Genomic DNA, 24,244 nt, shown 5'->3' with positions numbered 1-24,244 from the left:
TCCCAAGAGACCACGCATGGCCGGACATTCCCAATTCAAGAACATCATGCACCGCAAGGGGCGGCAGGATGCCCAGAAGTCGAAGATCTTCGGCAAGCTGGCGCGGGAAATCACCGTCGCGGCCAAGCTGGGGACGCCTGACCCTGCCATGAACCCGCGCCTGCGCGCCGCCGTGATCGCAGCGCGGCAGGAGAACATGCCGAAGGACAACATCGAGCGCGCCATCAAGAAGGCGATCGGCAGCGACGGCGAGAACTATGACGAAATCCGTTACGAGGGCTACGGCCCCGGCGGCGTCGCCGTCATCGTCGAGGCACTGACCGACAACCGCAACCGCGCGGCGTCGGATATCCGCTCCTTCTTCACCAAATCGGGCGGCAATCTCGGCGAAACCGGCTCGGTGTCGTTCATGTTCGACCGCACCGGCATCATCGAATACGACCGCAGCGTCGCCTCCGACGACGCGATGCTGGATGCCGCGATCGAGGCAGGCGCCGACGACGTGGTCTCGGGCGAGAGCGGTCACGAGATCTACGCCTCGACCGAAGGCTATCGCGACGTCGCCAAGGCGCTGGAAGCCAAGTTCGGCGAGCCGCGCAAGGCCGCGCTGATCTGGAAACCGCAGAACACCGTCGCGGTCGACGATGAGACCGGCGAGAAGCTGCTCAAGCTGATGGACCTGCTCAACGAGCACGACGACGTCCAGAACGTCTACGCCAATTTCGAGGTGTCGGACGCGCTGATGGCGAAAATGGGCGGCTAGGCAGCTGCTGGTCTGGTCCACGGCTGTCATCGCCCGCGAAAGCGGGCGATCCAGTATTCCAAGCACGCCGGAGCGATACAGTTACACGCGGCGTGATGGATACCGCCTTTGCGGCGTGTGACGGCAGAACGCGTGGTGGACAGCCTCGCTCCTCAAAGCACCCCACTTCCCCTGTTACTTCCGTTCTGTTTCTGTTTCCCTCAGTCCGGCCAGCCGCTATCACTGGCCCATGACCGCGCTCCCGATTCGTGGCCCTGTTCGCATCATCGGCATCGACCCCGGCTTGCGCCGCACCGGCTGGGGCGTGATCGAGGCCGAGGGCAACCGCCTGATCTACGTCGCCTGCGGCTCGGTGGAGCCGCCGGATGATCTGCCGCTGGCGAGCCGGCTGCTTGCCATCCATGAAGGACTCGCGGCCGTCCTGTCCAGCCACGAGCCGATGGAAGCGGCGGTCGAGCAGACCTTCGTCAACAAGGACGGCGTTGCAACGCTGAAGCTCGGCCAGGCCCGCGGCGTCGCCATGCTGGCGCCTGCAATGTTCGGCATCTCGGTCGCCGAATATGCGCCGAACCAGGTCAAGAAGACGGTTGTCGGCGCCGGTCACGCCGACAAGCAACAGATCGCGATGATGCTGAAGATATTGCTGCCCAAAGCCGAGCCGCCGTCAGCAGACGCCGCCGACGCGCTCGCCATCGCCATCACCCACGCCCATCACCGCCAGAGCACCGCGCTCCGGCTGAAGGTGGCGGGGATATGATCCGTCGTCGCTTGTCACCGCCGTCATGCCCGGGCTTGTTCCCGTTATCCACCTTCTTTGTTGCAGGGGGCAAAGACGTGGATGACCGGGGCAAGCCCCGCCATGACGAAAGACAGGCGTGTATTGCGACCGGGGACCTGAGATGATCGGCAAGCTCAAGGGCCTGATCGATTCCTACGGCGAGGATTTCGTCATCCTCGACGTCGGCGGCGTTGGCTATCAGGTGCATTGCTCGTCGCGGACGCTGCAGCATCTGCCGTCGCCGGGTGAGGCCGCCGTGCTGTCGATCGAGACCTATGTCCGCGAGGACCAGATCAAGCTGTTCGGCTTCCGCACCGACCATGAGCGCGAATGGTTTCGCCTGCTCCAGACCGTGCAGGGCGTCGGCGCCAAGGTTGCGCTCGCCGTGCTCGGCACGCTGGCACCGGCCGACCTCGCCAATGCCATCGCGTTGCGCGACAAGGCCGCTGTGGCGCGCACGCCCGGCGTCGGCCCCAAGGTCGCCGAGCGCATCGTCACCGAGTTGAAGGACAAGGCGCCGGCCTTCGCCAATGTCGATCCCGCCGTGGTGCATCTCGCCGGTGCCGTCGACGACCAGCGCGCGCCGCGCCCGGTGGCGGATGCAATTTCCGCGCTGGTCAATCTCGGCTACGGCCAGCCGCAGGCGGCTGCTGCGATTGCATTGGCCTCGCGTAGCGCCGGTGAGAATGCCGAGACGGCGCAGCTCATTCGCCTCGGGCTGAAGGAACTCGCGAAGTGAGCGACCCCAAAGCCAGCCGCATGGTTTCGCCCGAGCGCCGCAGCGACGATGTCGGCGATACCGCGCTGCGTCCGCAATCGCTGTCGGACTTTGTCGGCCAGCAGCAGGCGCGCAAGAATCTCTCGATCTTCATCGAGGCGGCGCGCAAGCGCGGCGAGGCGCTGGATCACGTGCTGTTCGTCGGCCCGCCCGGCCTCGGCAAGACCACCCTGGCGCAGATCGTGGCCAAGGAACTCGGCGTCGGCTTCCGCGCCACGTCGGGGCCGGTGATTGCCAAGGCCGGCGATCTCGCCGCGCTCCTCACCAATCTCGAAGAGCGCGACGTGCTTTTCATCGACGAGATTCATCGCCTCAGCCCCGCGGTGGAGGAGGTGCTCTATCCCGCGATGGAGGATTTCCAGCTCGACCTCATCATCGGCGAGGGACCGGCGGCGCGCTCGGTGAAGATCGAGCTGTCGAAATTCACGCTTGTCGGCGCCACCACGCGCGCCGGCCTTCTCACCAACCCCCTGCGCGATCGCTTCGGCATCCCGGTCCGGCTGAATTTCTACACCATCGAGGAATTGGAGAGCATCGTCAGCCGCGGCGCGCGCGTGCTCAATGTTGGCATGAGCGCCGATGGCGCCAACGAGATCGCGCGCCGCGCCCGTGGCACGCCGCGCATCGCCGGCCGCCTGCTCAGGCGTGTGCGCGATTTCGCCTCGGCGGCCAATGCCGACACGATCGATCGCAAGATCGCCGACCACGCGCTGAGCGCGCTCGAGGTCGACGCGGCAGGTCTCGACGCCATGGACCGCCGCTACCTCACGACCATCGCGCTCAATTATGCGGGCGGCCCGGTCGGCGTCGAGACCATGGCCGCGGCGTTGTCGGAGCCGCGCGACGCCATCGAGGATATCATCGAGCCCTACCTGATCCAGTGCGGCTATCTGCAGCGCACCCCGCGCGGTCGGCTGCTGACGTCCCACGCCTTCCGGCATCTCGGTCTCGCCGAACCCAACCGCGACCCGGCCCAGTTCGGCCTGTTCGGCACGGATCAAGCCGACGAAGACTGACCGCCGCAACCGGTGAACCCACCGGATCAATCCCGTCACTAATCCGAATGCGCGGCGAAAGACGCCGCCGTTCATGCAGATGGATTGGAGTTCGGAGTATGGGGCTGACGGACGACACAGGAGTGCTCGAACTCATCTCGGCCGCGCCGCAGCTTCGCACGCCCGATGAGACCGAGGCGTTTCTGGACCCAATGCCGATCAGTGAGCTGGCGTCGATGTGGTGCGCGCTCCAGCGCGTCAGCCGGCGCGACCAGGCCGGCAGCATCTGGGCCCTGAAGCTCTATTTCGATCATCTGCCCCACCGCCGGCCTCAACAGGCGCTCGATCTCGTGCTGGAAGTGCTCAAGACCGAGGCTGACAAGCCGACAGTGATGCAGCTCAACGACAAGTTCCTGCTGTCGCTGCTCTATGCGCATGGCGAAGTCGTGATCGCGCGCATAGAGCACGAGGCTGCGCACAATGACCGGCTGCGCTGGCTGCTCGGCGGCGTGCATGTTGCGCCCGACGATCCCTTGATGTCGCGTATTGCAGAACTTGCCGACAGCGAGGCCTGGCAGGCCGACTATGTGGCCCAGCGCACGCCGCGCGAGCCGCTCGATTGCGCCAGCATGCCGACCGCAGCGCTCGCCCGCGCTTGGGTCGAGCAGTATTCCAAGTCCGATCGTGATCAGGACGACAATCTGTTCGCGATCATGGATTTCGAGCGCGATCTGCGCGAGGACGATCCCGACCGGATGATCGACCTGATCCTCGAGATACTAAAAATCGAGGCAAATCCGGTGTTGCTGTCGCTGCTGGCCGCCGGTCCCCTCGAAGATGTGATCAGTGCCGGGACGATCGACCGCATCGAGCGCGAGGCGCGTGTCAATGAACGGTTTCGCGATCTGCTCGGCGGCGTCTGGTACTACCGCGCGCCCGAGGAATTGAAGACGCGGCTGGATGCGCTGATCGGCGAGAGCCGCTGGTGACGATTGTGCAGGCCTCTGCACGCAGATGCAGACGGTCTGCACGGGCGCACCCCAATTCCGCTTCAATCGGATCGCATCGAGACGCTGCATCAGAAACGGGCTTCCATGATCACGCGTCGTCACCTCATCCGTTCCATCGGGGGCTTGTCCGCCCTCGGAATCTCGACCGCTGCCTATGGCGTCGGCGTCGAGCCGATGCTGCGGCTCCGCGTCACCCGCTATCATCCGACGCCGCGGCAATGGCCGGCGGATCTTCCGCTCAAGATCGCCGTCATCGCCGACCTCCATGCCTGCGATCCCTGGATGCCGCTGGATCGGGTCGAGGCCATCGTCGACCGCACCAACGCCCTCAGGGCCGATCTCATCGTGCTGCTCGGCGACTACGTCGCCGGCCTGCATCAGGTCACGCGGCTCATTCCATGCACCGAATGGGCACGCGTGCTGGCCGGCCTCAAGGCGCCGCTGGGCGTTCATGCCGTCATGGGCAACCATGATTATTGGGACGACAGGGCCGTGCAGCGGGCGGGGCAGGGGACAACCATCGCGCATCGTGCGCTGGAGGCCGCCGGCATCCCCGTCTACGAGAACGACGTCGTGCGCCTCACGAAGGACGGTCGCCCGTTCTGGCTCGCCGGCCTCGGCGATCAACTCGCGTTCCTCCCGGCGCGCCGGTTCCGGACCATGGCGCGCTTCGGTGCCGACGATCTCACTGCAACCCTCGCCAAGGTCACGGACGATGCGCCGATCATCCTGCTCGCGCATGAGCCCCACATCGCCCCACGGGTGCCATCGCGCGTCGCGCTGCAACTGTCCGGCCATACCCATGGCGGCCAGGTCCGCCTGCTCGGCTGGTCTCCCGCCGTGCCGCCGCAGCATGGCGTCCGCCTCGCCTATGGTCATGTCAGGCTGAAATGCGACGTCATCATCTCCGGCGGCCTCGGTTGCAGCATCTTGCCGCTCCGCTTTGGCGTGCCGCCGGAGATCGTCGAGGTGACGCTGGGTCGGGCGGGACACCTCGTGTCCTGACGACGCTTGCGCCGCGGTCTGTTTTTGCGCAGAACGGACCGGTGACGACAAGCGAAGAGGCTCGTGACGTGACTGCCCATCTCGATGGCGAGATCCGCGACGGCCGCCACCACATGCAGGTCCGCGTCTACTACGAGGACACGGATTTTTCCGGCATCGTCTATCACGCCAATTACCTGCGCTACATGGAGCGCGGGCGGACCAATCATCTCAGGCTGATGGGCGCCGAGCAGCAGGCGCTGTTCGAGCAGACCGAGACGGAAGGCGCCGGCTTCGCCTTCGTCGTGCGGTCGATGCATCTTGATTTCCTCAAGCCCGCGCGAATGGACGACGTCCTCGACATCGTGACCTGGCCCGTCGCGGTGAAGGGCGCCTCCATCATGCTGGCCCAGGAGGTACGGCGCGGCGGCGACGTGCTGGTGAAGGCCGAAGTGCGCGTCGCCTTCATCAGTGGCGGGCGTGCCCAGCCGATTCCGAAGTCCATCCGCATGCTGATGAAGGCCGATCTGATTTCGTGATCGCCCGATTTGTGATGCCCTATCGACTCCGGCGAGTGCAGCGATAGATTGCGGTCCTGACCCATCGATGAGGCACCCCATGTCCCGCCCGCCGCTTCCGCCCTTCACGAAAGAGACTGCTGCGCAAAAGGCCCGCATGGCCGAGGACGCCTGGAATTCACGCGATCCCGTCCGCGTGTCCCTCGCCTATACCGAGGACAGCCGCTGGCGCAATCGTTCGGAGGTGTTTCAGGGTCGCGAGGCCATCGTCGCGTTTCTCACCCGCAAATGGGAAAAGGAACAGGACTATCGCCTCATCAAAGACCTCTGGGCCTTCGACGGAAACCGTATCGCGGTGCGCTTTCAGTACGAATGGCATGATGCCGGCGGCCAGTGGTATCGTTCCTACGGCAACGAGCAGTGGGAGTTCGACGAGCACGGTCTGATGAGGCGGCGCGAGGCATCGATCAACGATATCGCGATTGCGGAGAACGATCGCCGGTTTCACTGGCCCACGCCGGGGCCGCGGCCGGCGGATGTGCCTGGACTGGGGGCCGATCCGTTCTGAAACCTCAACTCTCATGGTGAGGAGCCGCGAATCGGCGTCTCGAACCATTCAGGCCCGCCCCTGCAATTGGAGCCTCTCATCCCTCGAGACGCGCGCGAGAGCGCGCTCCTCAGGATGAGGGGATGGATTTGCGCGCCAGAAACCGCGCAATCGCTCCACCCAGCTTCGCGCTGTCCATCGGCTGCTGCAGCGACTGCCGCGCCGTCGCAACGACACCCTCCGGCGCCTTGCCGTCACGCATATCGCAGCACACCTGCGCGAATTCCACGTCGAATTCCGGATGCGGCTGCACGGTGAGGGTGGTGCCGTTGGCGTAGAGCAGGCCGGCATGCGGGGTGAAGTCGGACCGGAGGATCGTGAGCGCATCGTTCGGCGGTTCGATCACCTGATCCTGATGCGAGCAGGGAATTGCGACCGTCTCGCCGTCGAGGACTCCGTTTTCCGGCAGCACCTGATAGACGTGCCGGCCGATGCCCCAGCCCTTGTCCGACTTGCGCACGGTGCCGCCGAGCGCCTGCGCGATCAGCTGATGGCCGAAGCAGACGCCAACCATCGGCGTCTTGTCGGCGTAAGCCCTGCGGACGAAATCTTCCAGCGGCGCGATCCAGTCCAGCCCGTCATAGACGCCGGCGGCCGCGCCGGTGATCAGGATCGCCTCAAGCTCGCGGGGATCGGGAAGCGCATCCCCATTCGGGATGCTGACGACGTCGACCGTGGCTGTGGGGTCCTCCGCACGGATCATGCGCGCGAACATGTCCGGAAATGAGCCGTGGCGTTCGCGATGCTCTCGAGGAACGAGCCCTGTCTCGATGATGGTGATGCGTGCCATGCGATACCTGTGAAGGCCAAGAGGATACAGCGGAAGCTACAGGGCCTCCAAGTCAACCATGCGCAAAATCCCGTGCGGGGTTGTCCTCGAATTCCAGCAACGCCTTGCGCATGGTCTCGACCAGGTCCAGCGCCACGGGCGACGGACTGCGCTGGGCCGGGAACACCGCCGAGAATTCGAAATCGATGCGCGGCAGGAACCGTCGGACCACGACGCCGCGCGTGGCAAACTCCTGCGCGGTGAAGGGATCGCAGATCGAAACGCCGAGTCCTGACGACACCATGCCGCACATGATCTCCGACAGCGTCGTCTCGACCCTGAGCACGCGGCGGACGTCGTTGCGGTGAAAGACCTGGTCGACGAGATGCCGGCTGGACGAGCCCGCCGACAGCGAGATGAAGGTCTCGCCCTCGAAGTCGCGCGGCTCCAGCACGTCCTTCTCCGCGAGGCGATGCCCCGCCGGCATCACGGCAACACGCGCCAGCGCCGGCAGCCGCAGGCTCGGCAGGCCGGAATGGGCGATCGGCACCTCGGCAAAACCGATGTCGCATTGGTTGTTCAGGACCCAGTCGACCACGATCGGCGAGATCACGCCGAAGAAAGCAAGATTGAGGTTGGGGCGCTCCATCAAGAAATGTCCGGCAAGCCGTGGCAGATAGCCGTTCGCCAGCGCGGGCAACGCAGCGATGCGCAACGAGCCGGTGCGACGGCCGCGGATCTCCTCGGCCGCCGCGGAGATGCGCTCGAGACCGACGAAAGAGCGCTCGACCTCGGTGTAGAGCGCCATCGCCGCTGCGGTCGGGACCAGACCGGTGCCGCGCCGCTCGAACAGCTCCATCTTGAGCAGCGCCTGGAAGTCGCGCAGCAGCCGGCTGACGGCGGGCTGCGTCACCACCATCAGCTTGGCCGCCTCCGTGACACTGCCGGTCAGCATCGTCGCGCGGAAGGCTTCCACCTGCCGCGAATTGATCCGCACCATCTCCGATCCGATCATAACATTTCGGCATGCAGAAGGTGCCATTATTCATTGGACGATGGAAGTATAGGTCTGCGATCTTTTTCGGCAGAGCTGGAGACAGCCCGCTTTTTCGGCAGATTGGAGGCGTTCAAACCTCCAGATCGCGCCAAACCCGCCGACCGGGGGCCGGAGCCCTGATCAGAGAGGGGGGGCGCAGAAGGGAAAGCGGAAGGCGCTCCGGCCGGAGACTTGTCGGCACGTCACCTCATTCCGGTATTGGAGATTGGTCCAAATGAAGACACTTCGCCTTCTGACAGCGGTCAGCATCGCTGCGCTCGTTGCCGTTCCGTCGGTCGCTTCGGCCCAGCAGAAAACGCTGTACGTCGCAGGTTACGGCGGCTCGTTCGAGAAGACGATCCGCGACGAGGTGATCCCGGCCTTCGAGAAGGAGAACGGAGTCAAGGTCGAGTATGTCGCCGGCAACTCTACCGACACGCTGGCAAAGCTTCAGGCGCAGAAGGGCAATCAGCAGATCGACGTGGCCATCGTCGATGACGGCCCGATGTACCAGGCCATTCAGCTCGGCTTCTGCGGCAAGCTCGACGGCCTGCCGGCCGATCTCTACGACACTGCGCGGTTCAAGGACGACCGCGCGGTTGCGATCGGCATCGTCGCGACAGGTCTGATGTACAACACCAAGGTGTTCAAGGAGAAAGGCTGGGCGCCGCCGACCTCGTGGAACGACCTGAAGGACACGAAATACGCCAAGCAGCTCGTGATCCCGCCGATCAACAACACCTACGGTCTTGAAGCGCTCGTGATGCTGTCGAAAATGAACGGCGGCGGCGAGACCAATGTCGATCCCGGCTTCAAGATCTTCAAGGAACAGATCAATCCGAACGTGCTCGCCTATGAGCCGTCGCCGGGCAAGATGACCGAACTGTTCCAGTCGGGCCAGGCCGTGATCGCGGTGTGGGGCACGGGCCGCGTGCAGAGTTTTGCCAACACCGGTTTCCCCGTGGACTTCGTTTACCCGAAGGAAGGCGCGGCGACGCTGCTGACGACGGCATGTCCGATCAACAAGCCGAACGCCTCGCCGGTCGCGGCGAGCTTCGTCAAGATGCTGCTCGATCCCAAGATTCAGCTCGTGATGCTGAAGGACTATGGCTACGGTCCGGTGCTGAAATCGTTGGTGATCCCGCCGGAGCTCGGCAAGATGGCGCCGATCGGCGAGCGCGCGTCCAAGCTCTATAATCCGGACTGGACCGTCATCAACGAGAAGCGCGAGGAGTGGACGAAGCGCTGGAATCGCGAGGTCGAACGCTGATCGGTCGCAGCGGAGACAGCGTCATGGCCTATCTCGAGCTCGATCGGGTCGCAAAGCAGTTCGGCGCGCAGACTGTGGTCGATGACTTCAGCCTGTCGGTGGGGAAGGGGGAGTTCATCTCCTTCCTCGGCCCATCCGGCTGCGGCAAGACCACGACGCTGCAGATGATCGCGGGCTTCCTCGATCCCACCCGCGGCGCGATCCGGCTGGAGGGAAAGGATCTCACCGCGATCCCTCCGGCCAGGCGGGGCCTTGGCATCGTGTTCCAGAGCTACGCGCTGTTTCCGCACATGACGGCGGCGGAGAACGTCGCGTTCGGCCTCGAGATGCGCAAGGTGCCGCGCAACGAACGGGCCGAGCGCGTCCGTGCCGCACTCGCGATGGTTGGCCTTGCCGGCTACGAAGACCGCCATCCCCGCCGCATGTCCGGCGGCCAGCAGCAACGCGTGGCCCTGGCCCGCGCGCTGGTGATCAAGCCGAGCGTGCTGCTGCTCGACGAGCCGCTGTCGAACCTCGATGCGAAGCTGCGCGAGGAGATGCAGATCGAGCTGCGTCAGATCCAGCGCACCGTCGGGACCACCACGATCCTCGTTACCCACGACCAGAACGAGGCGATGTCGCTGTCCGATCGCATCGTGGTGATGAGCCAGGGAAAGATCGAGCAGATCGGCACGCCGCAGGAGACCTACGAAAAGCCGGCTTCCGCCTTCGTCTCGCAATTCCTCGGCAAGACCAACGACTTCGCCGCGACGATCGATCGGACAGCGGCACCGGCGCGTCTCGTGGTCGGCTCCTGGGCCGTGCCGGCGCCGGCCGGCTTCAACGGTGCCGTCACCGTCAGCGTTCGTCCTGAAAGAATCGGCTTTGGCGATGCGGGCCTCACGGCCAGGATCGTCACCCGCATCTTCCAGGGCAATCACTGGCTCTTTCAGTGCGACAGCGAGTGCGGCCCGGCGATCGTGATTCGCCAGAACGACGGCAAAGCGCAGCCGGCCGAAGGGGACGCGGTTCGCCTCACCTGGCGACCCGAGGACATGAGTGCGCGCGCGAGGGAAAGCGCATGAGCGGGGTTGCGGAGGAACGCGGCGCACGTGCGCCGTGGGCGCTGACGGCGCCCGCCTTGATGCTCTTCGTCGGCGTGCTGCTCATTCCGCTCGCGATGACCGTGATGCTGTCGTTCCACGATTGGGGCCAATACAAGGGCATCGAGCCGGTTTTCATCCTCAAGAACTGGTACGAGATCGCGGCCGATCCGTACTACGCCGAGATGTTCTGGCGGACGTTTCGCATCGCGATCCTGACCACCTTGCTCACGGCCTTGCTGGGCGCGCCGGAAGCCTACATCCTCAACCGCATGAGCGGCCGCTGGAAGAGCTTCTTCCTGCTCGTCATTCTTGGTCCGCTGCTGATCTCCGTCGTCGCGCGCACGCTTGGCTGGGCGCTGTTATTCGGCGGCAACAACGGGCTCGTCAACAAGCTGCTGATGTCGCTCGGGGTCATGCGTTCCCCCATTCCATTCATGTTCACGGAAACAGGCATGGTCGTTGCGCTCGCGCATGTGATGATGCCGTTCATGGTGCTTTCCGTATGGGCGGCGCTGCAGCGGCTTGATCCGCAGATCGAGAACGCCGCGATGTCGCTAGGCGCCGGCCCCGTCACCATCATCCGTCGCATCATCATGCCGCAGATCATGCCGGGCGTGCTGTCGGGCGCGATCATCGTGTTCTCGTTGTCGGCAAGCGCCTTCGCGACGCCCGCGATCATCGGAGGCCGCCGGCTCAAGGTTGCGGCGACGCTCGCCTACGATGAATTCCTCAACACGCTGAACTGGCCGCTCGGTGCGGCGGTCGCAACGTTGCTGCTGTTCGCGCTGGTCCTGATCGTTGTCGGCAGCAACGCGCTGATCGAGCGGCGCTATGCGGAGGTGTTCCGATGAGACGGAACGGTCCGCTCGCGCTGATCTTCCATACGATCTTCGTCATCATCATGTTGGCGCCGATCCTGGTGGTGTGCCTCGTCGCGTTCACGCCCGAGGGATACTTGTCGCTGCCGACCAACGGCTTCTCGCTGCGCTGGTTCAGGGCTATCGCGAACTATCCCGAATTCATTCATGCCTTCTGGGTCAGTCTTGGCCTTGGCGCGCTGTCGTCTCTGGTGGCGCTGCTGTTTGCGGTGCCAGCGGCGCTCGCGATCGCGCGCTATCGTTTCCGCGGCCGCGATGCGCTGGCGGCGCTGTTCCTGTCGCCTCTGATGATCCCGCACGTCGTGCTCGGTATCGCCTTCCTGCGCTTCTTTACGTCGGCCGGGCTGGGCGGAAGCTTTGCCGCGCTGATCATCGCTCATGTGATCATCGTGTTTCCGTTCGCGCTGCGGCTGACGCTCGCCGCGGCGACCGGCATGGACCGCACCGTCGAGATGGCGGCGGTCTCGCTGGGCGCCGGCGGCTGGACGCTGTTCCGCCGGGTGACCTTGCCGCTGATCCTGCCCGGCGTCATCAGCGGCTGGGCGCTCGCCTTCATCCAGTCCTTCGACGATCTCACCATGACCGTCTTTCTCGCCGCGCCCGGTACCGAAACGCTGCCGGTTCGCATGTTCCTCTACATCCAGGACAACATCGATCCGCTGGTGACGTCGGTCTCGGCCTGCGTGATCGCGATCACCATGAGCGCCCTCATTCTGCTCGATCGCTTCTACGGGCTCGACCGCGTGCTCGCCGGCAAGGGCGATACGGGACGATAGGAGAACCTATGTCAGGAGAATACGACGTCGCCGTGGTCGGCGGCGGCTTGCTCGGCTCCGCCATCGCCTGGGGCCTCGGCCGGCTCGGCAAGAAAGTCGCCGTGCTCGACGAGGGCGACATCACCAAGCGCGCCTCGCGCGCGAACTTCGCGCTGGTCTGGGTGCAGAGCAAGGGCCTTGGTATGCCCGCCTATACCGTCTGGACCGTGCGGGCGGCGGAAGCCTGGAGCCGGCTCGCCTCGGAGCTGAAGCAGCAGACCGGCCTGGACGTCTGCCTTCAACAGAATGGCGGCTTCCATCTCACGCTCGGCGAGGAGGAGTTCGGCCAGCGCTCCGAGCTGGTCAGGCGCATGCACAACCAGGTCGGCGCCGCCGATTACAAGATGGAGATGCTCTCCGCCTCCGAGGTGAAGAAGTCGCTGCCGCTGATTGGCCCTGAGGTCTCCGGCGGCAGCTATTGTCCGCTCGACGGCCATGTCAATTCGCTGCGCACGTTTCGCGCGTTCCACACCGGATTCAAGGCGTTCGGGATCGACTACCTTCCGGAACGGCCGGTTTCGGCCATCAGCAGGAGCGGCGGTGAATTTCGCCTGACCACGCCGAAAGGCGAGCTGCGCGCCGCCAGGATCGTGCTCGCCGCCGGCAACGCCAACCAGGCGCTGGCGCCAATGGTCGGCCTCTTTGCTCCGATGGGGCCGACCCGCGGCCAGATCGTCGTGACCGAGCGCACCATGCCCTTTCTGCCGCATCCGCTGACCACGATCCGCCAGACCGACGAGGGCACGGTGATGATCGGCGACAGCAAGGAGGACGAACTCGACGACCGCGCGCTGAAGCATTCGATCAGCGCCGTGATGACGGACCGCGCGCAGCGCATGTTCCCGCATCTGTCGCGGCTCAACGTGGTCAGGAGCTGGGCCGGCATTCGCGTCATGCCGCAGGACGGCTTTCCGATCTACGACCAGTCGGAGACGCATCCCGGCGCCTTCGTCGCTTGTTGCCATTCCGGCGTGACGCTCGCCTCGAACCATGCCTTCGAGGTCGCACGCATGGTGGCGCAGGGCGCGCTCGAGCCCGAACTGGTCGGCGCGTTCTCGGCCAGCCGTTTCGGCGGCGCGGGCGCGGCGAACAACAGCGGCTACTAGAGATTCTTCAGCAAGGAGCCAAGAGGCATCCCCATGTTCAGGCGATCCGAACACGACCAGCGTCCGCCGGTCCAGATCTTCGTCGACGGCGTCGCTGTCGCGGCGCGTCAGGGCGACACAGTCTCCGCGGCGCTCTTGGCCTCCGACGTTGACGCACGGCGTTCCACCGCAGTCAGCGGCGCGCCGCGTCTGCCCTATTGCATGATGGGCGTGTGCTTCGACTGCCTCGTCACGATCGACGGTGTCGGCAATCGCCAGGGCTGCCTCGTGCCCGTCGCCGACGGGATGCAGGTCGAAATCCAGAAGGGCAAGCGGGAGATCGGAAAATGACTTTGGCTCCCAAGCGCGAGGATTACGACGTCGTGGTGATCGGCGCCGGGCCCGCCGGCCTCGCTGCCGCTGCAACGGCCGCCGAAGCCGGCTTGTCGACGTTGCTGCTCGACGAGAACATGGGCCCCGGCGGCCAGGTGTTCCGCGCGATCTCATCCACGCCGGTGACCGACCGCAACCAGCTCGGCGCCGATTATTGGGTCGGTGCCGATCTCGTGCAGGTGCTGCGCGCGAGCAGCGCCGAGGTGATTCATCGTGCCACCGTCTGGAGCCTCGACCGTAATCTCGAGATCGCAGCCTCGATCGGCGGTGCGTCCGCCTTCGTCAAGGCCAACCGCGTGATCATTGCGAGCGGCGCGCTGGAGCGGCCGTTCCCGATTGCGGGGTGGACGCTGCCCGGTGTGATGACGGCTGGCGCAGCGCAGACCATGCTGAAGTCTTCGGCGCTGGTGCCGAACGGCCGTACCGTGATCGCAGGGCAGGGGCCGCTGCTCTGGCTGCTCGCCGCGCAGATTCTGCGCCTCGGCGGCCGTATCGACCGCATTCTCGATACCACCGAGCGCGGCAATTACTTGGCCGCGCTGCCGCACGCCTTCGCCTTCCTGACCTCGCCTTATTTCGCCAAGGGTCTCGCCATGATGCGCGAGGTGAAGGCGAAGGTGCAGGTCGTCTCCGGCGTTACTGAGCTCTCGGCCTCCGGCGATGGCCAGCTCGCCAGCGTGAGCTATGTCGCCGGCCGCAGGCGCGAGACCGTTCCCGCCGATCTTCTTCTGCTGCACCAGGGCGTCGTGCCCAACGTCAATCTGGCGATGGCGGCCGGGGTCGAGCATCGCTGGGACGATCTGCAATTGTGCTGGTCGCCGGTGCTCGATGCGAACGGGAATTCGTCGGTCGCGGGCATCGCGATCGCGGGCGACGGAGCAGGCATCGGCGGCGCAAATGCAGCCGTTGTGCGCGGCCGCATCGCGGCGCGCGCGGCAGTGGAGGCGCTGGCCCCCGCTTCTGCCGCGAAGCTCGTGCCGATGGCACAGCTGCGCACCGATCTCGCCAAGGCCGAGCGCGGCCGCGTCTTTCTCGACACGCTGTTCCGCCCCGCGCGGCAGTTCCGCATTCCCTCGGGCGATACCGTTGTCTGCCGATGCGAAGAGGTGACGGCAAAGGACATTCTCGATGCGGTCGCGATCGGCGCGACCGGGCCGAACCAGCTCAAGGCCTACCGCCGCACCGGCATGGGCCCGTGCCAGGGCCGGCTCTGCGGCCTCACCGTGACCGAACTGATGGCGCAGGCGCGGGGCAAGACCCCGCAGGAGATCGGCTATTACCGGCTGCGCGCGCCGGTGAAGCCGATCACGCTGGCAGAGCTCGCCGCCGTTCCGAAGACCGAGGCCGACGTCAAGGCGGTGGTCCGCGGATGACCAAAAACGTGGATGCGATCGTCGTTGGCGGCGGCATCCACGGATGCTCGACGGCTCTGCACCTGTGCCTTGCCGGGATGAAGCCGATGCTGATCGAGAAGGACTATGCGGGACGCCACGCCTCGGGCGTGAACGCCGGCGGCGTGCGCCAGCTCGCGCGGCACATCCCCGAGATTCCGCTCTCGATCCGCTCCATGGGGATCTGGGAGAAGGTTGCGGAGCTCGTCGACGACGATTGCAGTTTCGAAAGCCACGGCCAGGTGCTGGTCGCCGAGAACGAGGAAGAGCTCGCGGTCTGCCGCGCCCGCGTCGCCGAGCTCAACGGACTCGGCTTTACTCACGAAGAGCTGATCGACGCGGCTGAACTCCGGCGCCTCGTGCCTGCCGTTGCGGAGACCTGTCCCGGCGGCGTCGTCTCGCGCCGCGACGGCGCGGCCAATCCGGCGCAGACGACCACTGCATTCCGCCGCAAGGCGGAGCGGCTTGGCGCCACCGTGCGCGAGGGCGTGGCCGCCAACAACATCCGGTACCGCGACGGCCGTTGGCATGTTGAAGTCGGCTCCGACACCTTCGCCGCGCCCGTGCTGGTGAATGCCGCCGGCGCCTGGGCCGGCAAGATCGCCGCTGATCTCGGCGAGCCCGTTCCGGTCGAAACCGTCGCGCCGATGCTGATGATCACCTCGCGTGTGCCCCACTTCATCGATCCCGTCGTGATCCTGCGCGGCCGCAAATTGTCCTTCAAGCAATTCGTCAACGGCACCGTGCTGATCGGCGGCGGTCATCTCGCGACGCCATATCAGGATCGCAACGAGACGGTGCTGGATTGGAAAAGTCTTGCGACCAGCGCACAGACCGTGTTCGAACTGTTTCCGGTGATGCGCAGTGCCACCATCGTGCGCGCCTGGGCCGGCATCGAAGCCAAGATGAAGGACGACATCCCCGTGTTCGGGCCGAGCAGCCGTCACCAGGGTCTCTATCACCAGTTCGGCTTCTCGCTGCATGGCTTCCAGCTCGGCCCCGGCGCCGGAGCCGTCATGGCGGAGCTGATCGTGAATGGCGGCACCCAGACCCGCGTCAGCGATCTCGGCATTGACCGCTTCCATCCCTCCACGCTCCAGAACAAGAGGACATCATGAGCATTACCCGCAGCATTCGCACACCCATCATGCACCGCGCCGTCGAGGCGAATGGCTTCGTCTTCCTCGGCGGCACCATCGCCGACGACACGTCGGTGTCCATGGGAGAGCAGACCCGCAACATCCTCGGCAAGATCTCCGGTTATCTTCAGGAAGCGGGAACCGACAAGAGCCGCGTCGTCAGTGCATCGATCTTCGTTACGGATCTCTCCAAGAAGAAGGAGATGGACGCAGCCTGGACCGAGTTCTTCGGCGACAATCTGCCGACCCGCGCCACCGTCGGCGTCGCCGATCTCGGCGGCGGTGCGCTGATCGAGGTGGTGGTGACCGCGCTCAAGGGCTGATCGCTCGTTGATCGAACGGCAGCGCCTGCTTCGCGCTGTCGTTCCCTCGAACACCGGCTTGATCTTGCGCTCCTGCAAGACTAATTAAAGGCTCTCAATCAGGAACTTCGCAGCCATGGACTTGACCCCGACCGCAACGCTCATCCGCCTTGCTCACGGGGAATTCCATGCCTGCTTCCATCATCCTGTCGAACCTCTCGCTGTCCACGCCTGACGGCCGTTCTCTTCTCGCCGGCATCGATCTGACATTCGGGGCCGAGCGCACCGGTCTCGTCGGCCGTAACGGGGGCGGGAAGACGACGCTGCTTGCGGCAATCTCAGGAGACCATCTTCCCCAGTCCGGACGCGTTCTGATCAACGGCACCATCGGCCTGTTGCGCCAGGACGTGCAATTGCCTGCAGGAGCGACCGTAGCCGATCTGTTCGGCGTGCGGTCGGCAGTGGAATTGCTGCGTCGTGCCGAGCGCGGCGACGCATCAATCGACGATATGGCCGCGATCGACTGGACTCTCGAAGGGCGGCTGGAGATCGCCCTGGCGCGCCTCGGATTCGATCTGTCGCCCGATACGGAGCTCTCGTGCCTGTCCGGCGGCCAGATCACGCGGGTGCGGCTCGCGGCGCTGCTCTTTGCCCAGCCCGATTTCCTGTTGCTGGACGAGCCCACCAACAATCTCGATCTGGATGGACGCAAGGCGGTGATCGATTTCCTTGCGACTTGGCGCGGGGGTGCGATCGTCGTGAGCCACGACCGCAACCTGCTTGAAGCGATGAATGCAATCGTTGAACTGACGTCGCTCGGAGCAACACGATACGGTGGCAATTGGAGCCATTACCAGGTGCAAAAGGCCCTCGAACTCGCCGCCGTCAGGCAGGATCTCGCGCACGCCGAGAAGAGCCTGTCCGAGATCGACGAGAAGGCACAGGAGGCTGCAGAGAGGAAGGCGCGCAAGGACGTCGGCGGCAGGAAGAAGCGCGCCAAGGGCGACATGCCGCGGATCCTGGCGGGGGCCCGCAAGGACCGCAGCGAGGACAGCGGCGGCAAGACCGTGCAAATCGGCGAACGGCGACGAGCCCAGGCCCTCGAGTCAGTCGATGCTGCGCGCCGACGCGTCGAGATTCTGCAGCCGCTCTCCATCAGGCTGGCCGCGACCGGTCTGCCGGCAGCCAGGGAAGTGGTTTGGCTCGACAGCGTCAGCGCCGGTTATCGGACGGAGCAGCCGGTGCTGCGCGGTCTATCGTTCACCATGGTCGGGCCCGAGCGCGTGGCGCTGACCGGGCCCAACGGCTCCGGCAAGACCACGCTGCTGAAGGTCATTGCGGGTGAGTTGCCGCCGATTGCGGGAACGGTTCGGGTCAGGCCTGACTTCGCCTTCTTCGACCAGAAGGTCAGCCTGCTCGATCCCGCTCTCTCGATCCTGGAGAACTTTGGCCGCCTCAATCCAGCGGCAGGTGACAATGCGTGCCATGCCGCGCTGGCGCGCTTCATGTTTCGTGCAAACGCAGCTCTACAGCCGGCTGGAAGCTTGAGCGGCGGGCAGATGTTCCGTGCAGGCCTTGCCTGCGTGTTGGGCGGGGCGGCGCCGCCATCATTGCTGATTCTGGACGAGCCGACCAATCATCTTGACATCGAGTCGGTCGAAGCTGTCGAAGCGGGCTTGAGGGCCTATGACGGCGCGCTGCTCGTGGTCAGCCACGATGAGGCATTCCTGCAGGCGATCGGAATCACGCGGCGGCTAGATCTTATCGCCAGCATGCCGCGCGCCAATGGCAGGATCACGTGATCGATCGCGATCCATTGTTGCAGAGATTTTCAAAAGCCCGACGCCCTGCCCCCAGCGCGTCGGGCGGAAAAAACGAGTATCAATCCGTGATCCCAACGCCGCTGTTGTGACGCGTGTCGCGCCGGTTTCCTACTCCGGGAAACTACCGCATCGGAACCGGGCCGTCCGCAAGATGCTGCTGAATGGGACGCGCCGATCAGGGCAGGCGAGGTTGAGCAGCGAACCTGGTCCGTAGGCCCCGACCGTGAACGCCATCGCACCGAAGCGCCGACCGGCGCGAGGCGAACGATGATGCGAATGATGCCGAAGAACATCTTTGCGCCGTGTCGAAGTAAATCAGCGGCTTCAGCCCGGGCGCGGCAGACACGGTTGAGATTTCCCATCGAGGAGATGCCGCACCAGGGTGCAGAAGATCACCGCGGGATCATCATCTTAATCAGCGCGATGAAGCCGTCGCCGATCGGCTTTACGGCTACCGCGCTCGGGATAGGCATAGCCAATGAGGAGGTCGAGCGTGACCGCGATCAGGACCTGGATGCAGAGGATCTTGTACCAGGGCTGATGCTGGCGGAGGACGGCTGGCTGGATCGCGACGCATGTCGTATTGTCGGCTCTGAAACGTATCGTTGCTTGATTTGCATGATGTGATGGTCGTCGCGGAAGCGACAATCACATTTTTGCCTGTTAGCACCAAGATCGAACACTGGGCCGCAATCGGGGGAAACATGTCGAAAGCAACAGGCTCCGACGAGCACGTGCAAGGTTATTTTCCGCGTTGGAAACTGAAGACCTCGGGCGTGATCATGCCGGAGGAGCGGTTGTCCTGGGGCCAGACGATCGTCTCCAGCCTCCAGCATTGCGTTGCGATGTCGGGCTCGACGATCATCGCGCCGCTGCTGATGGGGTTCGATCCCAATATTGCAGTCCTGTTCTCCGGCATCGGCACCTTGATCTTCTTCGTCATCGTCGCCGGACGCGTACCGAGCTATCTCGGCTCGAGCTTCGCGTTCATCGCCGTTGTTATCGCCGCCACCGGCTATGCCGGACAAGGGCCGAACCCGAACCTATCGGTTGCGCTCGGCGGAATCGTGGGCGCTGGGGTGCTGTACGGCGTGATTTCGCTGATCGTCATGTGGTCCGGCGTCGGCTGGATCGAAAGGCTGCTACCGCCGGCCGTCACCGGCGCCGTTGTTGCCGCGATCGGCCTCAACCTCGCGCCCGTGGCGGTCAAGGCGGTGAGCGCCGGCGCATTCGACACCTGGATCGGGCTCGCCACCGTCCTGATCATCGGCGTGGTCGCCGTTGCCGCGCAGGGCCTTTGGCGCCGCCTCCCGATCATTGTCGGCGCAATCGGCGGGTATCTCTTGTATTGGCTGTTCACGAACGGCCTCGGTCTCGGCAAGCCGATCGACTTCGCACAAGTCTCGGCCGCGCCATGGTTCGGCCTGCCGAATTTCACCACGCCGACGTTCCAGGCTGATGCAATCTTCCTGATCGCGCCTGTTGCGGTCATTCTCGTCGCCGAGAATCTCGGGCACATCAAGGCCGTCGGCGCTATGACAGGCCGCAGTCTTGACGCCTATCTCGGCCGCGCCCTGTTCGCAGATAGCCTCGCGACCATCGTAGCGGCCTTTGGCGGCGGCACCGGTGTCACGACCTATGCCGAAAACATCGGAGTCATGGCAGCGACGAAGGTTTATTCCACCTTGTTGTTCGCCTTCGCCGCCGTTGTGTCGATCCTGCTCGGTTTCTCCCCGAAGTTCGGCGCGCTGATCCTGTCGATCCCGGGTCCCGTCATCGGTGGACTCTCGATCGTGCTGTTCGGGTTGATCGCAGCGATGGCAGGACGAATCTGGGTCGAGAACAGGGTCGACTTTGCCGATCCTGCAAATCTGATCACCGTCGCCGTGGCGCTGATCGCAGGCGCCGGCGACCTCACGCTCAGATTCGGCGCGTTCACGATCGGCGGGATTGGTACCGCGACCTTCGGGGCCATCATCCTCTATCAGGTCCTGACTTCCCCAATGGCGCGCCGCCTGGGATGACGCCCGGCGATGCGCTGACGGGATGGAACAAAAAGCCCGCGCCGCTGATGAAGAGGTGTCCTGGAGAGAACACATGCAGCAGACCGACCGCCGAACCTCGTTCCCCTCCCGCCTCGTCGGTCAACACGCCCTGGTGACCGGCGCCTCACAAGGCATCGGCCGCGCCGTCGCGGTCCGGCTCGCCCAGGAAGGGGCAGCCGTTGCCATCAACTATTTCGGCAGCCCCGAGGGGGCCGATGAGACGCTGGCGCTTGCGCGAGCGGGATCCGCCGCTCGCGGCCATGAGGGGCTCGATCACGTCATCGTCAAGGCCGACGTCGGCAGTGAGCAGGAGATCGCCGCAATGTTCGAGACGATCCTGGCGCGCTGGAAGCGCCTCGATTGTCTCGTCAACAATGCCGGCTTCCAGCGGGAATCGCCGAGCGAGGCGCTCGACGTCGAAACGTATCGCCGCATCATCGACGTCAATCTCAACGGCGCCGTGCTGTGCGCGCAGAAGGCGCTCGCCCATTTCGTCGCACGCGGCGGAGGCGGCAGCATCATCAACTGCTCCAGCGTCCACGAGATCATCCCAAAGCCCGGCTATCTCGCATATTCGATCAGCAAGGGCGGCATGGCCAATCTGACGCGCACGTTGGCGCTCGAATTTGCCGGCCGCGGCATCCGCGTCAACGCAGTCGGTCCGGGCGCAATCGACACGCCAATCAATGCGGCCTGGACCGGCGATCCCCAGAAGCGCGAGGTGGTCACCAGCCACATTCCGATGGGGCGCGTCGGCACGCCGGAAGAGATCGCCGCCGTGTTCGCCTTCCTTGCCTCCGATGATGCGAGCTACATCACCGGGCAAACCATCAATGCCTGCGGGGGCCTGACGCTGTTTCCGGAATTCCGGGAGAATTGGGCGAGCTGAGGGGTTGTTTCGGACCCGCGTTTCGGTTGGGACGCTGCGGCGCCGTGTGCTATCGACCGTGGACGATGCTGCCGCCATTGGCAGCCGCCGACACATGACGGGCTCGTGAGCACAACCATCAACATCAATGCCTATAGCGACGCGCTGGTGGTCCTCGGGACGGCCGGCGTCGTGGTGCCGATCGTCCGCCATTGGGGCATCAATCCCGTGCTGGGTTATCTCGGTGCCGGCGCCATTCTCGGTCCGCTCGGGCTCGGCTCGCTCGTGCAGCAAATGCCGTTCCTGTATTGGTTCACGGTGACGGACGCGCACAATGTCGAGGGTATCGCGAATCTGGGCATCGTCTTCCTGCTGTTCCTGATCGGGCTCGAGCTGTCTTTCAGACGGCTATTGACGATGCGACGTCTGGTGTTCGGGCTCGGCGGCCTGCAGGTGGTCGTGACGTCCGCCTTGATATTCGGCGCCGCGCTTCTCTCCGGGCAAAATTCCGATACCGCCGTCATCCTTGGTGCGAGCCTTGCGCTGTCCTCGACGGCGATCGTGCTTGAGCTTTTGTCCAGCGAAAGGCGGCTTGCGACCACGGCCGGGCGCGCCAGCTTCTCCGTGCTGCTGGCCCAGGACCTTGCCGTGGTTCCCATTCTCGTCTTCGTGTCCTTGCTCGCTGCAGACAGTGGCGGCTCGGTCGTGGCGCACATTTCCAGCGCGATCCTCAAGGCGACGGTCGCGGTCGTTTCCCTGATTCTGATCGGGCGGCTGCTGATGCGTCCGCTGTTCCAGATGGTTGCGGGCACTCATTCAACGGAGTTGTTCGTCGCGGCGACCCTGTTCGTCATCGTCGGCGCAGGGCTTGCCGCGCACCAGGCTGGCCTGTCGATGGCGCTCGGAGCGTTCGTTGCAGGACTGATGCTGGCGGAGACCGAGTATGGCAAGGCCATCGAGGCCACCGTCGAGCCGTTCAAGGGTCTGCTGCTGGGCATCTTCTTCTTCACAGTCGGCATGGCCATCGACTTCCGCGTGTTCATGCGCGAGCCCGGCTGGCTGCTCGCCGCCGTCATCGGCATCCTCGTCGGCAAGGCGATCGTGCTCATCGTCCTGGGGCGCCTCTTCAGGCTGTCATGGCCGGCCGCGATCGAGATGGCATTCTTGCTGGGTCCTGTCGGCGAATTCGCCTTCGTCAGCCTTGGAATGGCGGCGGCCGGCGGCATGATCGAGCCGAGCGTGTCGGGCTTTGCCGTGGCCGTCACCGCCGTGACGATGGCGTTGATACCGCTTATGGGCATGCTCGGGCGACGACTGGCGGCGAAGCTGAGCAGCGAACGCGCGCCCGATCCTGAACTCGCGGTTCGGCCGCCCGCCGACCGGGCGCAAGCCATCGTGGTCGGCTATGGCCGCGTTGGCAAGGTCGTCTGCTCGCTGCTGACCAGCCATGGCCTGAACTATATCGCGGTCGATCACGAGGCTGTCGCCGTGGCGCGCGACCGCCGCGACGGTCACAAGGTCTATTTTGGCGACGCGACGGAGCCGGGCTTCCTCGAGGCGTGCGGCCTGATGCAGACGACCGGCGTGATCATCACCATCCAGTCGCGACCAGCGATCGATGCTGTCGTCGAGCGGATCCGCGCGGTGCGGCCCGATGTGCTGATCGTTTCGCGGGCGCGGGACGCCGATCATGCCCGTCACCTCTATGCGATCGGCGCAACCGATGCGGTGCCGGAGACGATCGAGGCAAGCCTGCAGCTCTCCGAAGCCGCGCTGGTCGGCCTCGGGGTTGCGGTTGGGCATGCGATCGCCTCGGTGCACGAGAAGCGGGACGAGTTCCGGCTGACGCTGCAGCAGGCGGCCCGTGTTGCGGGACACGAGAAAGCTCGTCCGCTCGATCTTGCAGGGCGCGGGCCCCCGCGATGACCGCCCTGCGGTCGCTCTGCGCGGGATTTGTCGCGATCTGGCAAAACGTGCTCGCCCGAACTACATCATGAGCGATGACAAAGGCCTCGCTTGCAGACTCACCGCTCCAGGATTTCATCGGCCGGCACGAACGCCTGTTCGTGCTGACCGGCGCTGGCTGCAGCACCAATTCAGGCATTCCCGACTACCGCGACGTCCACGGCAACTGGAAACGGACCCAGCCCGTGAACTTCCAGTCCTTCATGTCGGACGAGCCCACGCGGCGGCGCTATTGGGCGCGCAGCCTGATCGGCTGGCGGCGGTTCGGCCAAGCCCGGCCGAATGATGCGCATCATGCGCTGGCGCGGCTGGAGGCGAACGGCCGGTGCGGCATGCTGCTGACGCAGAACGTCGACCGGCTGCATCAGTCTGCCGGCCACCGGCAGGTGATCGACCTGCATGGCAGGCTTGATCTGGTCCGCTGCATGGGTTGCGGTCGCAAGATGCAGCGTGAAGAGTTTCAGCATGCGCTTGGCCGCGCGAATGCTGCTTGGCTGACGCTCGATGCCGCCGATGCGCCTGATGGCGACGCGGATCTGGAGCACGAGGATTTCTCGTCCTTCGAAGTGCCCGCATGCGACGCCTGCGGCGGCATCCTCAAGCCCGACGTCGTGTTCTTCGGCGAGAACGTCCCGCGCGACATCGTCGCCACCGCGAAGGATCATCTGGCGCGAGCCGACGCCATGCTCGTCGTCGGCTCATCGCTGATGGTCTATTCCGGATTCCGCTTCGTGCAGGCTGCCGCGCAGCGCAACATTCCGATTGCTGCGGTCAATCTGGGCCGCACCCGCGCCGATGATCTCCTGACGCTGAAGGTCGAGGAGCGTTGCGAGGCAGCGCTTGCATTCCTGCTTTGACTGCGCCCGCGACGGACACACCTTGCCTATTGCATAGGTGCCCAGCAGAATAGCTGGGCGTGGCGTTGTCCTCGTCGTCCATGGCATGGA

The 24,244-nt window shown here is 65.0% G+C and carries 25 protein-coding genes; 23 read left to right on the top strand and 2 right to left on the bottom strand.

From position 1 onward, the window contains the following. Positions 1 to 16 precede the first annotated feature (16 nt). The 8 genes from K408_RS0100985 (at position 17) to K408_RS0100950 (ending at position 6,394) form a co-directional block, all read left to right on the top strand. Complete coding sequence (locus tag K408_RS0100985; protein ID WP_024337578.1) at positions 17 to 763, top strand: YebC/PmpR family DNA-binding transcriptional regulator; 747 nt, start codon at positions 17 to 19, stop codon at positions 761 to 763. Positions 764 to 992: 229 nt separating this feature from the next. Further along, entirely contained in the window at positions 993 to 1,520 is a 528-nt protein-coding gene (gene ruvC, locus K408_RS0100980) for a crossover junction endodeoxyribonuclease RuvC (protein ID WP_024337579.1), read from the top strand. Positions 1,521 to 1,662: 142 nt separating this feature from the next. Then, positions 1,663 to 2,280, top strand: coding sequence for a Holliday junction branch migration protein RuvA (ruvA, locus tag K408_RS0100975; RefSeq protein WP_024337580.1), 618 nt, complete (start codon positions 1,663 to 1,665; stop codon positions 2,278 to 2,280). Between the two features lie 20 nt (positions 2,281 to 2,300). Then, the gene (ruvB, locus tag K408_RS0100970; RefSeq protein ID WP_196232345.1) at positions 2,301 to 3,335 is read left to right on the top strand and encodes a Holliday junction branch migration DNA helicase RuvB; all 1,035 of its coding nucleotides are present in this window, start codon (positions 2,301 to 2,303) and stop codon (positions 3,333 to 3,335) included. 98 nt (positions 3,336 to 3,433) lie between these two features. Beyond that, positions 3,434 to 4,303, top strand: coding sequence for a DUF6869 domain-containing protein (locus K408_RS0100965; protein WP_024337582.1), 870 nt, complete (start codon positions 3,434 to 3,436; stop codon positions 4,301 to 4,303). Between the two features lie 105 nt (positions 4,304 to 4,408). After that, the gene (locus tag K408_RS0100960; protein WP_024337583.1) at positions 4,409 to 5,329 is read left to right on the top strand and encodes a metallophosphoesterase; all 921 of its coding nucleotides are present in this window, start codon (positions 4,409 to 4,411) and stop codon (positions 5,327 to 5,329) included. A gap of 68 nt (positions 5,330 to 5,397) precedes the next feature. Next, positions 5,398 to 5,847 (top strand): tol-pal system-associated acyl-CoA thioesterase, encoded by a 450-nt coding sequence (ybgC, locus tag K408_RS0100955; RefSeq protein WP_024337584.1) that lies wholly within the window; start codon positions 5,398 to 5,400, stop codon positions 5,845 to 5,847. Positions 5,848 to 5,926: 79 nt separating this feature from the next. Further along, complete coding sequence (locus K408_RS0100950; protein WP_024337585.1) at positions 5,927 to 6,394, top strand: nuclear transport factor 2 family protein; 468 nt, start codon at positions 5,927 to 5,929, stop codon at positions 6,392 to 6,394. Between the two features lie 109 nt (positions 6,395 to 6,503). Here K408_RS0100950 and K408_RS0100945 read toward each other — a convergent pair whose 3' ends face one another. Further along, the gene (locus K408_RS0100945; RefSeq protein WP_024337586.1) at positions 6,504 to 7,223 is read right to left on the bottom strand and encodes a type 1 glutamine amidotransferase; all 720 of its coding nucleotides are present in this window, start codon (positions 7,221 to 7,223) and stop codon (positions 6,504 to 6,506) included. A 52-nt stretch (positions 7,224 to 7,275) separates the two neighbouring features. Further along, positions 7,276 to 8,202, bottom strand: a complete 927-nt coding sequence (locus K408_RS0100940; protein ID WP_024337587.1) for a LysR substrate-binding domain-containing protein — start codon at positions 8,200 to 8,202, stop codon at positions 7,276 to 7,278. A gap of 271 nt (positions 8,203 to 8,473) precedes the next feature. On the opposite strand from K408_RS0100940, the gene K408_RS0100935 reads away from it, so the two are divergent. From K408_RS0100935 to K408_RS0100865, 15 genes are all read left to right on the top strand, one after another. Then, entirely contained in the window at positions 8,474 to 9,508 is a 1,035-nt protein-coding gene (locus K408_RS0100935) for an ABC transporter substrate-binding protein (RefSeq protein ID WP_024337588.1), read from the top strand. A gap of 23 nt (positions 9,509 to 9,531) precedes the next feature. Then, the gene (locus K408_RS0100930; RefSeq protein WP_024337589.1) at positions 9,532 to 10,572 is read left to right on the top strand and encodes an ABC transporter ATP-binding protein; all 1,041 of its coding nucleotides are present in this window, start codon (positions 9,532 to 9,534) and stop codon (positions 10,570 to 10,572) included. Then, positions 10,569 to 11,444 carry an ABC transporter permease gene (locus K408_RS0100925; RefSeq protein ID WP_024337590.1) on the top strand — a complete coding sequence of 292 codons (876 nt, stop codon included), beginning with the start codon at positions 10,569 to 10,571 and terminating at the stop codon, positions 11,442 to 11,444. The genes K408_RS0100930 and K408_RS0100925 overlap by 4 nt, the downstream gene beginning before the upstream one ends. Next, on the top strand, positions 11,441 to 12,247 hold the full coding sequence (locus K408_RS0100920; RefSeq protein ID WP_024337591.1) for an ABC transporter permease: 807 nt from the start codon (positions 11,441 to 11,443) through the stop codon (positions 12,245 to 12,247). The genes K408_RS0100925 and K408_RS0100920 overlap by 4 nt, the downstream gene beginning before the upstream one ends. An 8-nt stretch (positions 12,248 to 12,255) precedes the next feature. Continuing rightward, positions 12,256 to 13,392, top strand: a complete 1,137-nt coding sequence (locus tag K408_RS0100915; RefSeq protein WP_024337592.1) for an NAD(P)/FAD-dependent oxidoreductase — start codon at positions 12,256 to 12,258, stop codon at positions 13,390 to 13,392. A gap of 33 nt (positions 13,393 to 13,425) precedes the next feature. Further along, complete coding sequence (locus K408_RS0100910; protein ID WP_024337593.1) at positions 13,426 to 13,722, top strand: (2Fe-2S)-binding protein; 297 nt, start codon at positions 13,426 to 13,428, stop codon at positions 13,720 to 13,722. After that, a complete protein-coding gene (locus tag K408_RS0100905) occupies positions 13,719 to 15,137 on the top strand; it encodes an FAD/NAD(P)-dependent oxidoreductase (RefSeq protein WP_024337594.1) in 1,419 nt (472 codons plus the stop codon). The genes K408_RS0100910 and K408_RS0100905 overlap by 4 nt, the downstream gene beginning before the upstream one ends. After that, entirely contained in the window at positions 15,134 to 16,273 is a 1,140-nt protein-coding gene (locus tag K408_RS0100900) for an NAD(P)/FAD-dependent oxidoreductase (protein WP_024337595.1), read from the top strand. Before K408_RS0100905 ends, K408_RS0100900 begins: the two co-directional genes overlap by 4 nt. After that, positions 16,270 to 16,617, top strand: a complete 348-nt coding sequence (locus K408_RS0100895; protein WP_024337596.1) for a RidA family protein — start codon at positions 16,270 to 16,272, stop codon at positions 16,615 to 16,617. Before K408_RS0100900 ends, K408_RS0100895 begins: the two co-directional genes overlap by 4 nt. A gap of 167 nt (positions 16,618 to 16,784) precedes the next feature. Continuing rightward, positions 16,785 to 18,398: an ABC-F family ATP-binding cassette domain-containing protein gene (locus tag K408_RS0100890; protein ID WP_024337597.1), complete on the top strand. Its 1,614-nt coding sequence runs from the start codon at positions 16,785 to 16,787 to the stop codon at positions 18,396 to 18,398. Between the two features lie 297 nt (positions 18,399 to 18,695). Then, positions 18,696 to 19,046, top strand: a complete 351-nt coding sequence (locus K408_RS44245; RefSeq protein WP_155248261.1) for a hypothetical protein — start codon at positions 18,696 to 18,698, stop codon at positions 19,044 to 19,046. A gap of 77 nt (positions 19,047 to 19,123) precedes the next feature. Continuing rightward, entirely contained in the window at positions 19,124 to 20,443 is a 1,320-nt protein-coding gene (locus K408_RS0100880) for a solute carrier family 23 protein (protein ID WP_024337599.1), read from the top strand. A 73-nt stretch (positions 20,444 to 20,516) separates the two neighbouring features. Further along, the gene (locus K408_RS0100875; protein ID WP_024337600.1) at positions 20,517 to 21,353 is read left to right on the top strand and encodes an SDR family oxidoreductase; all 837 of its coding nucleotides are present in this window, start codon (positions 20,517 to 20,519) and stop codon (positions 21,351 to 21,353) included. A 105-nt stretch (positions 21,354 to 21,458) separates the two neighbouring features. Continuing rightward, positions 21,459 to 23,258 (top strand): cation:proton antiporter domain-containing protein, encoded by a 1,800-nt coding sequence (locus K408_RS0100870; protein WP_024337601.1) that lies wholly within the window; start codon positions 21,459 to 21,461, stop codon positions 23,256 to 23,258. A 74-nt stretch (positions 23,259 to 23,332) separates the two neighbouring features. Further along, positions 23,333 to 24,154 carry an NAD-dependent protein deacetylase gene (locus K408_RS0100865; protein WP_024337602.1) on the top strand — a complete coding sequence of 274 codons (822 nt, stop codon included), beginning with the start codon at positions 23,333 to 23,335 and terminating at the stop codon, positions 24,152 to 24,154. Positions 24,155 to 24,244 lie beyond the last annotated feature (90 nt).

The sequence above is a fragment of the Bradyrhizobium sp. in8p8 genome (assembly GCF_000426845.1).
Taxonomy (GTDB): domain Bacteria; phylum Pseudomonadota; class Alphaproteobacteria; order Rhizobiales; family Xanthobacteraceae; genus Bradyrhizobium; species Bradyrhizobium japonicum_C.
This window is presented reverse-complemented; position numbering and strand designations above follow the sequence as displayed.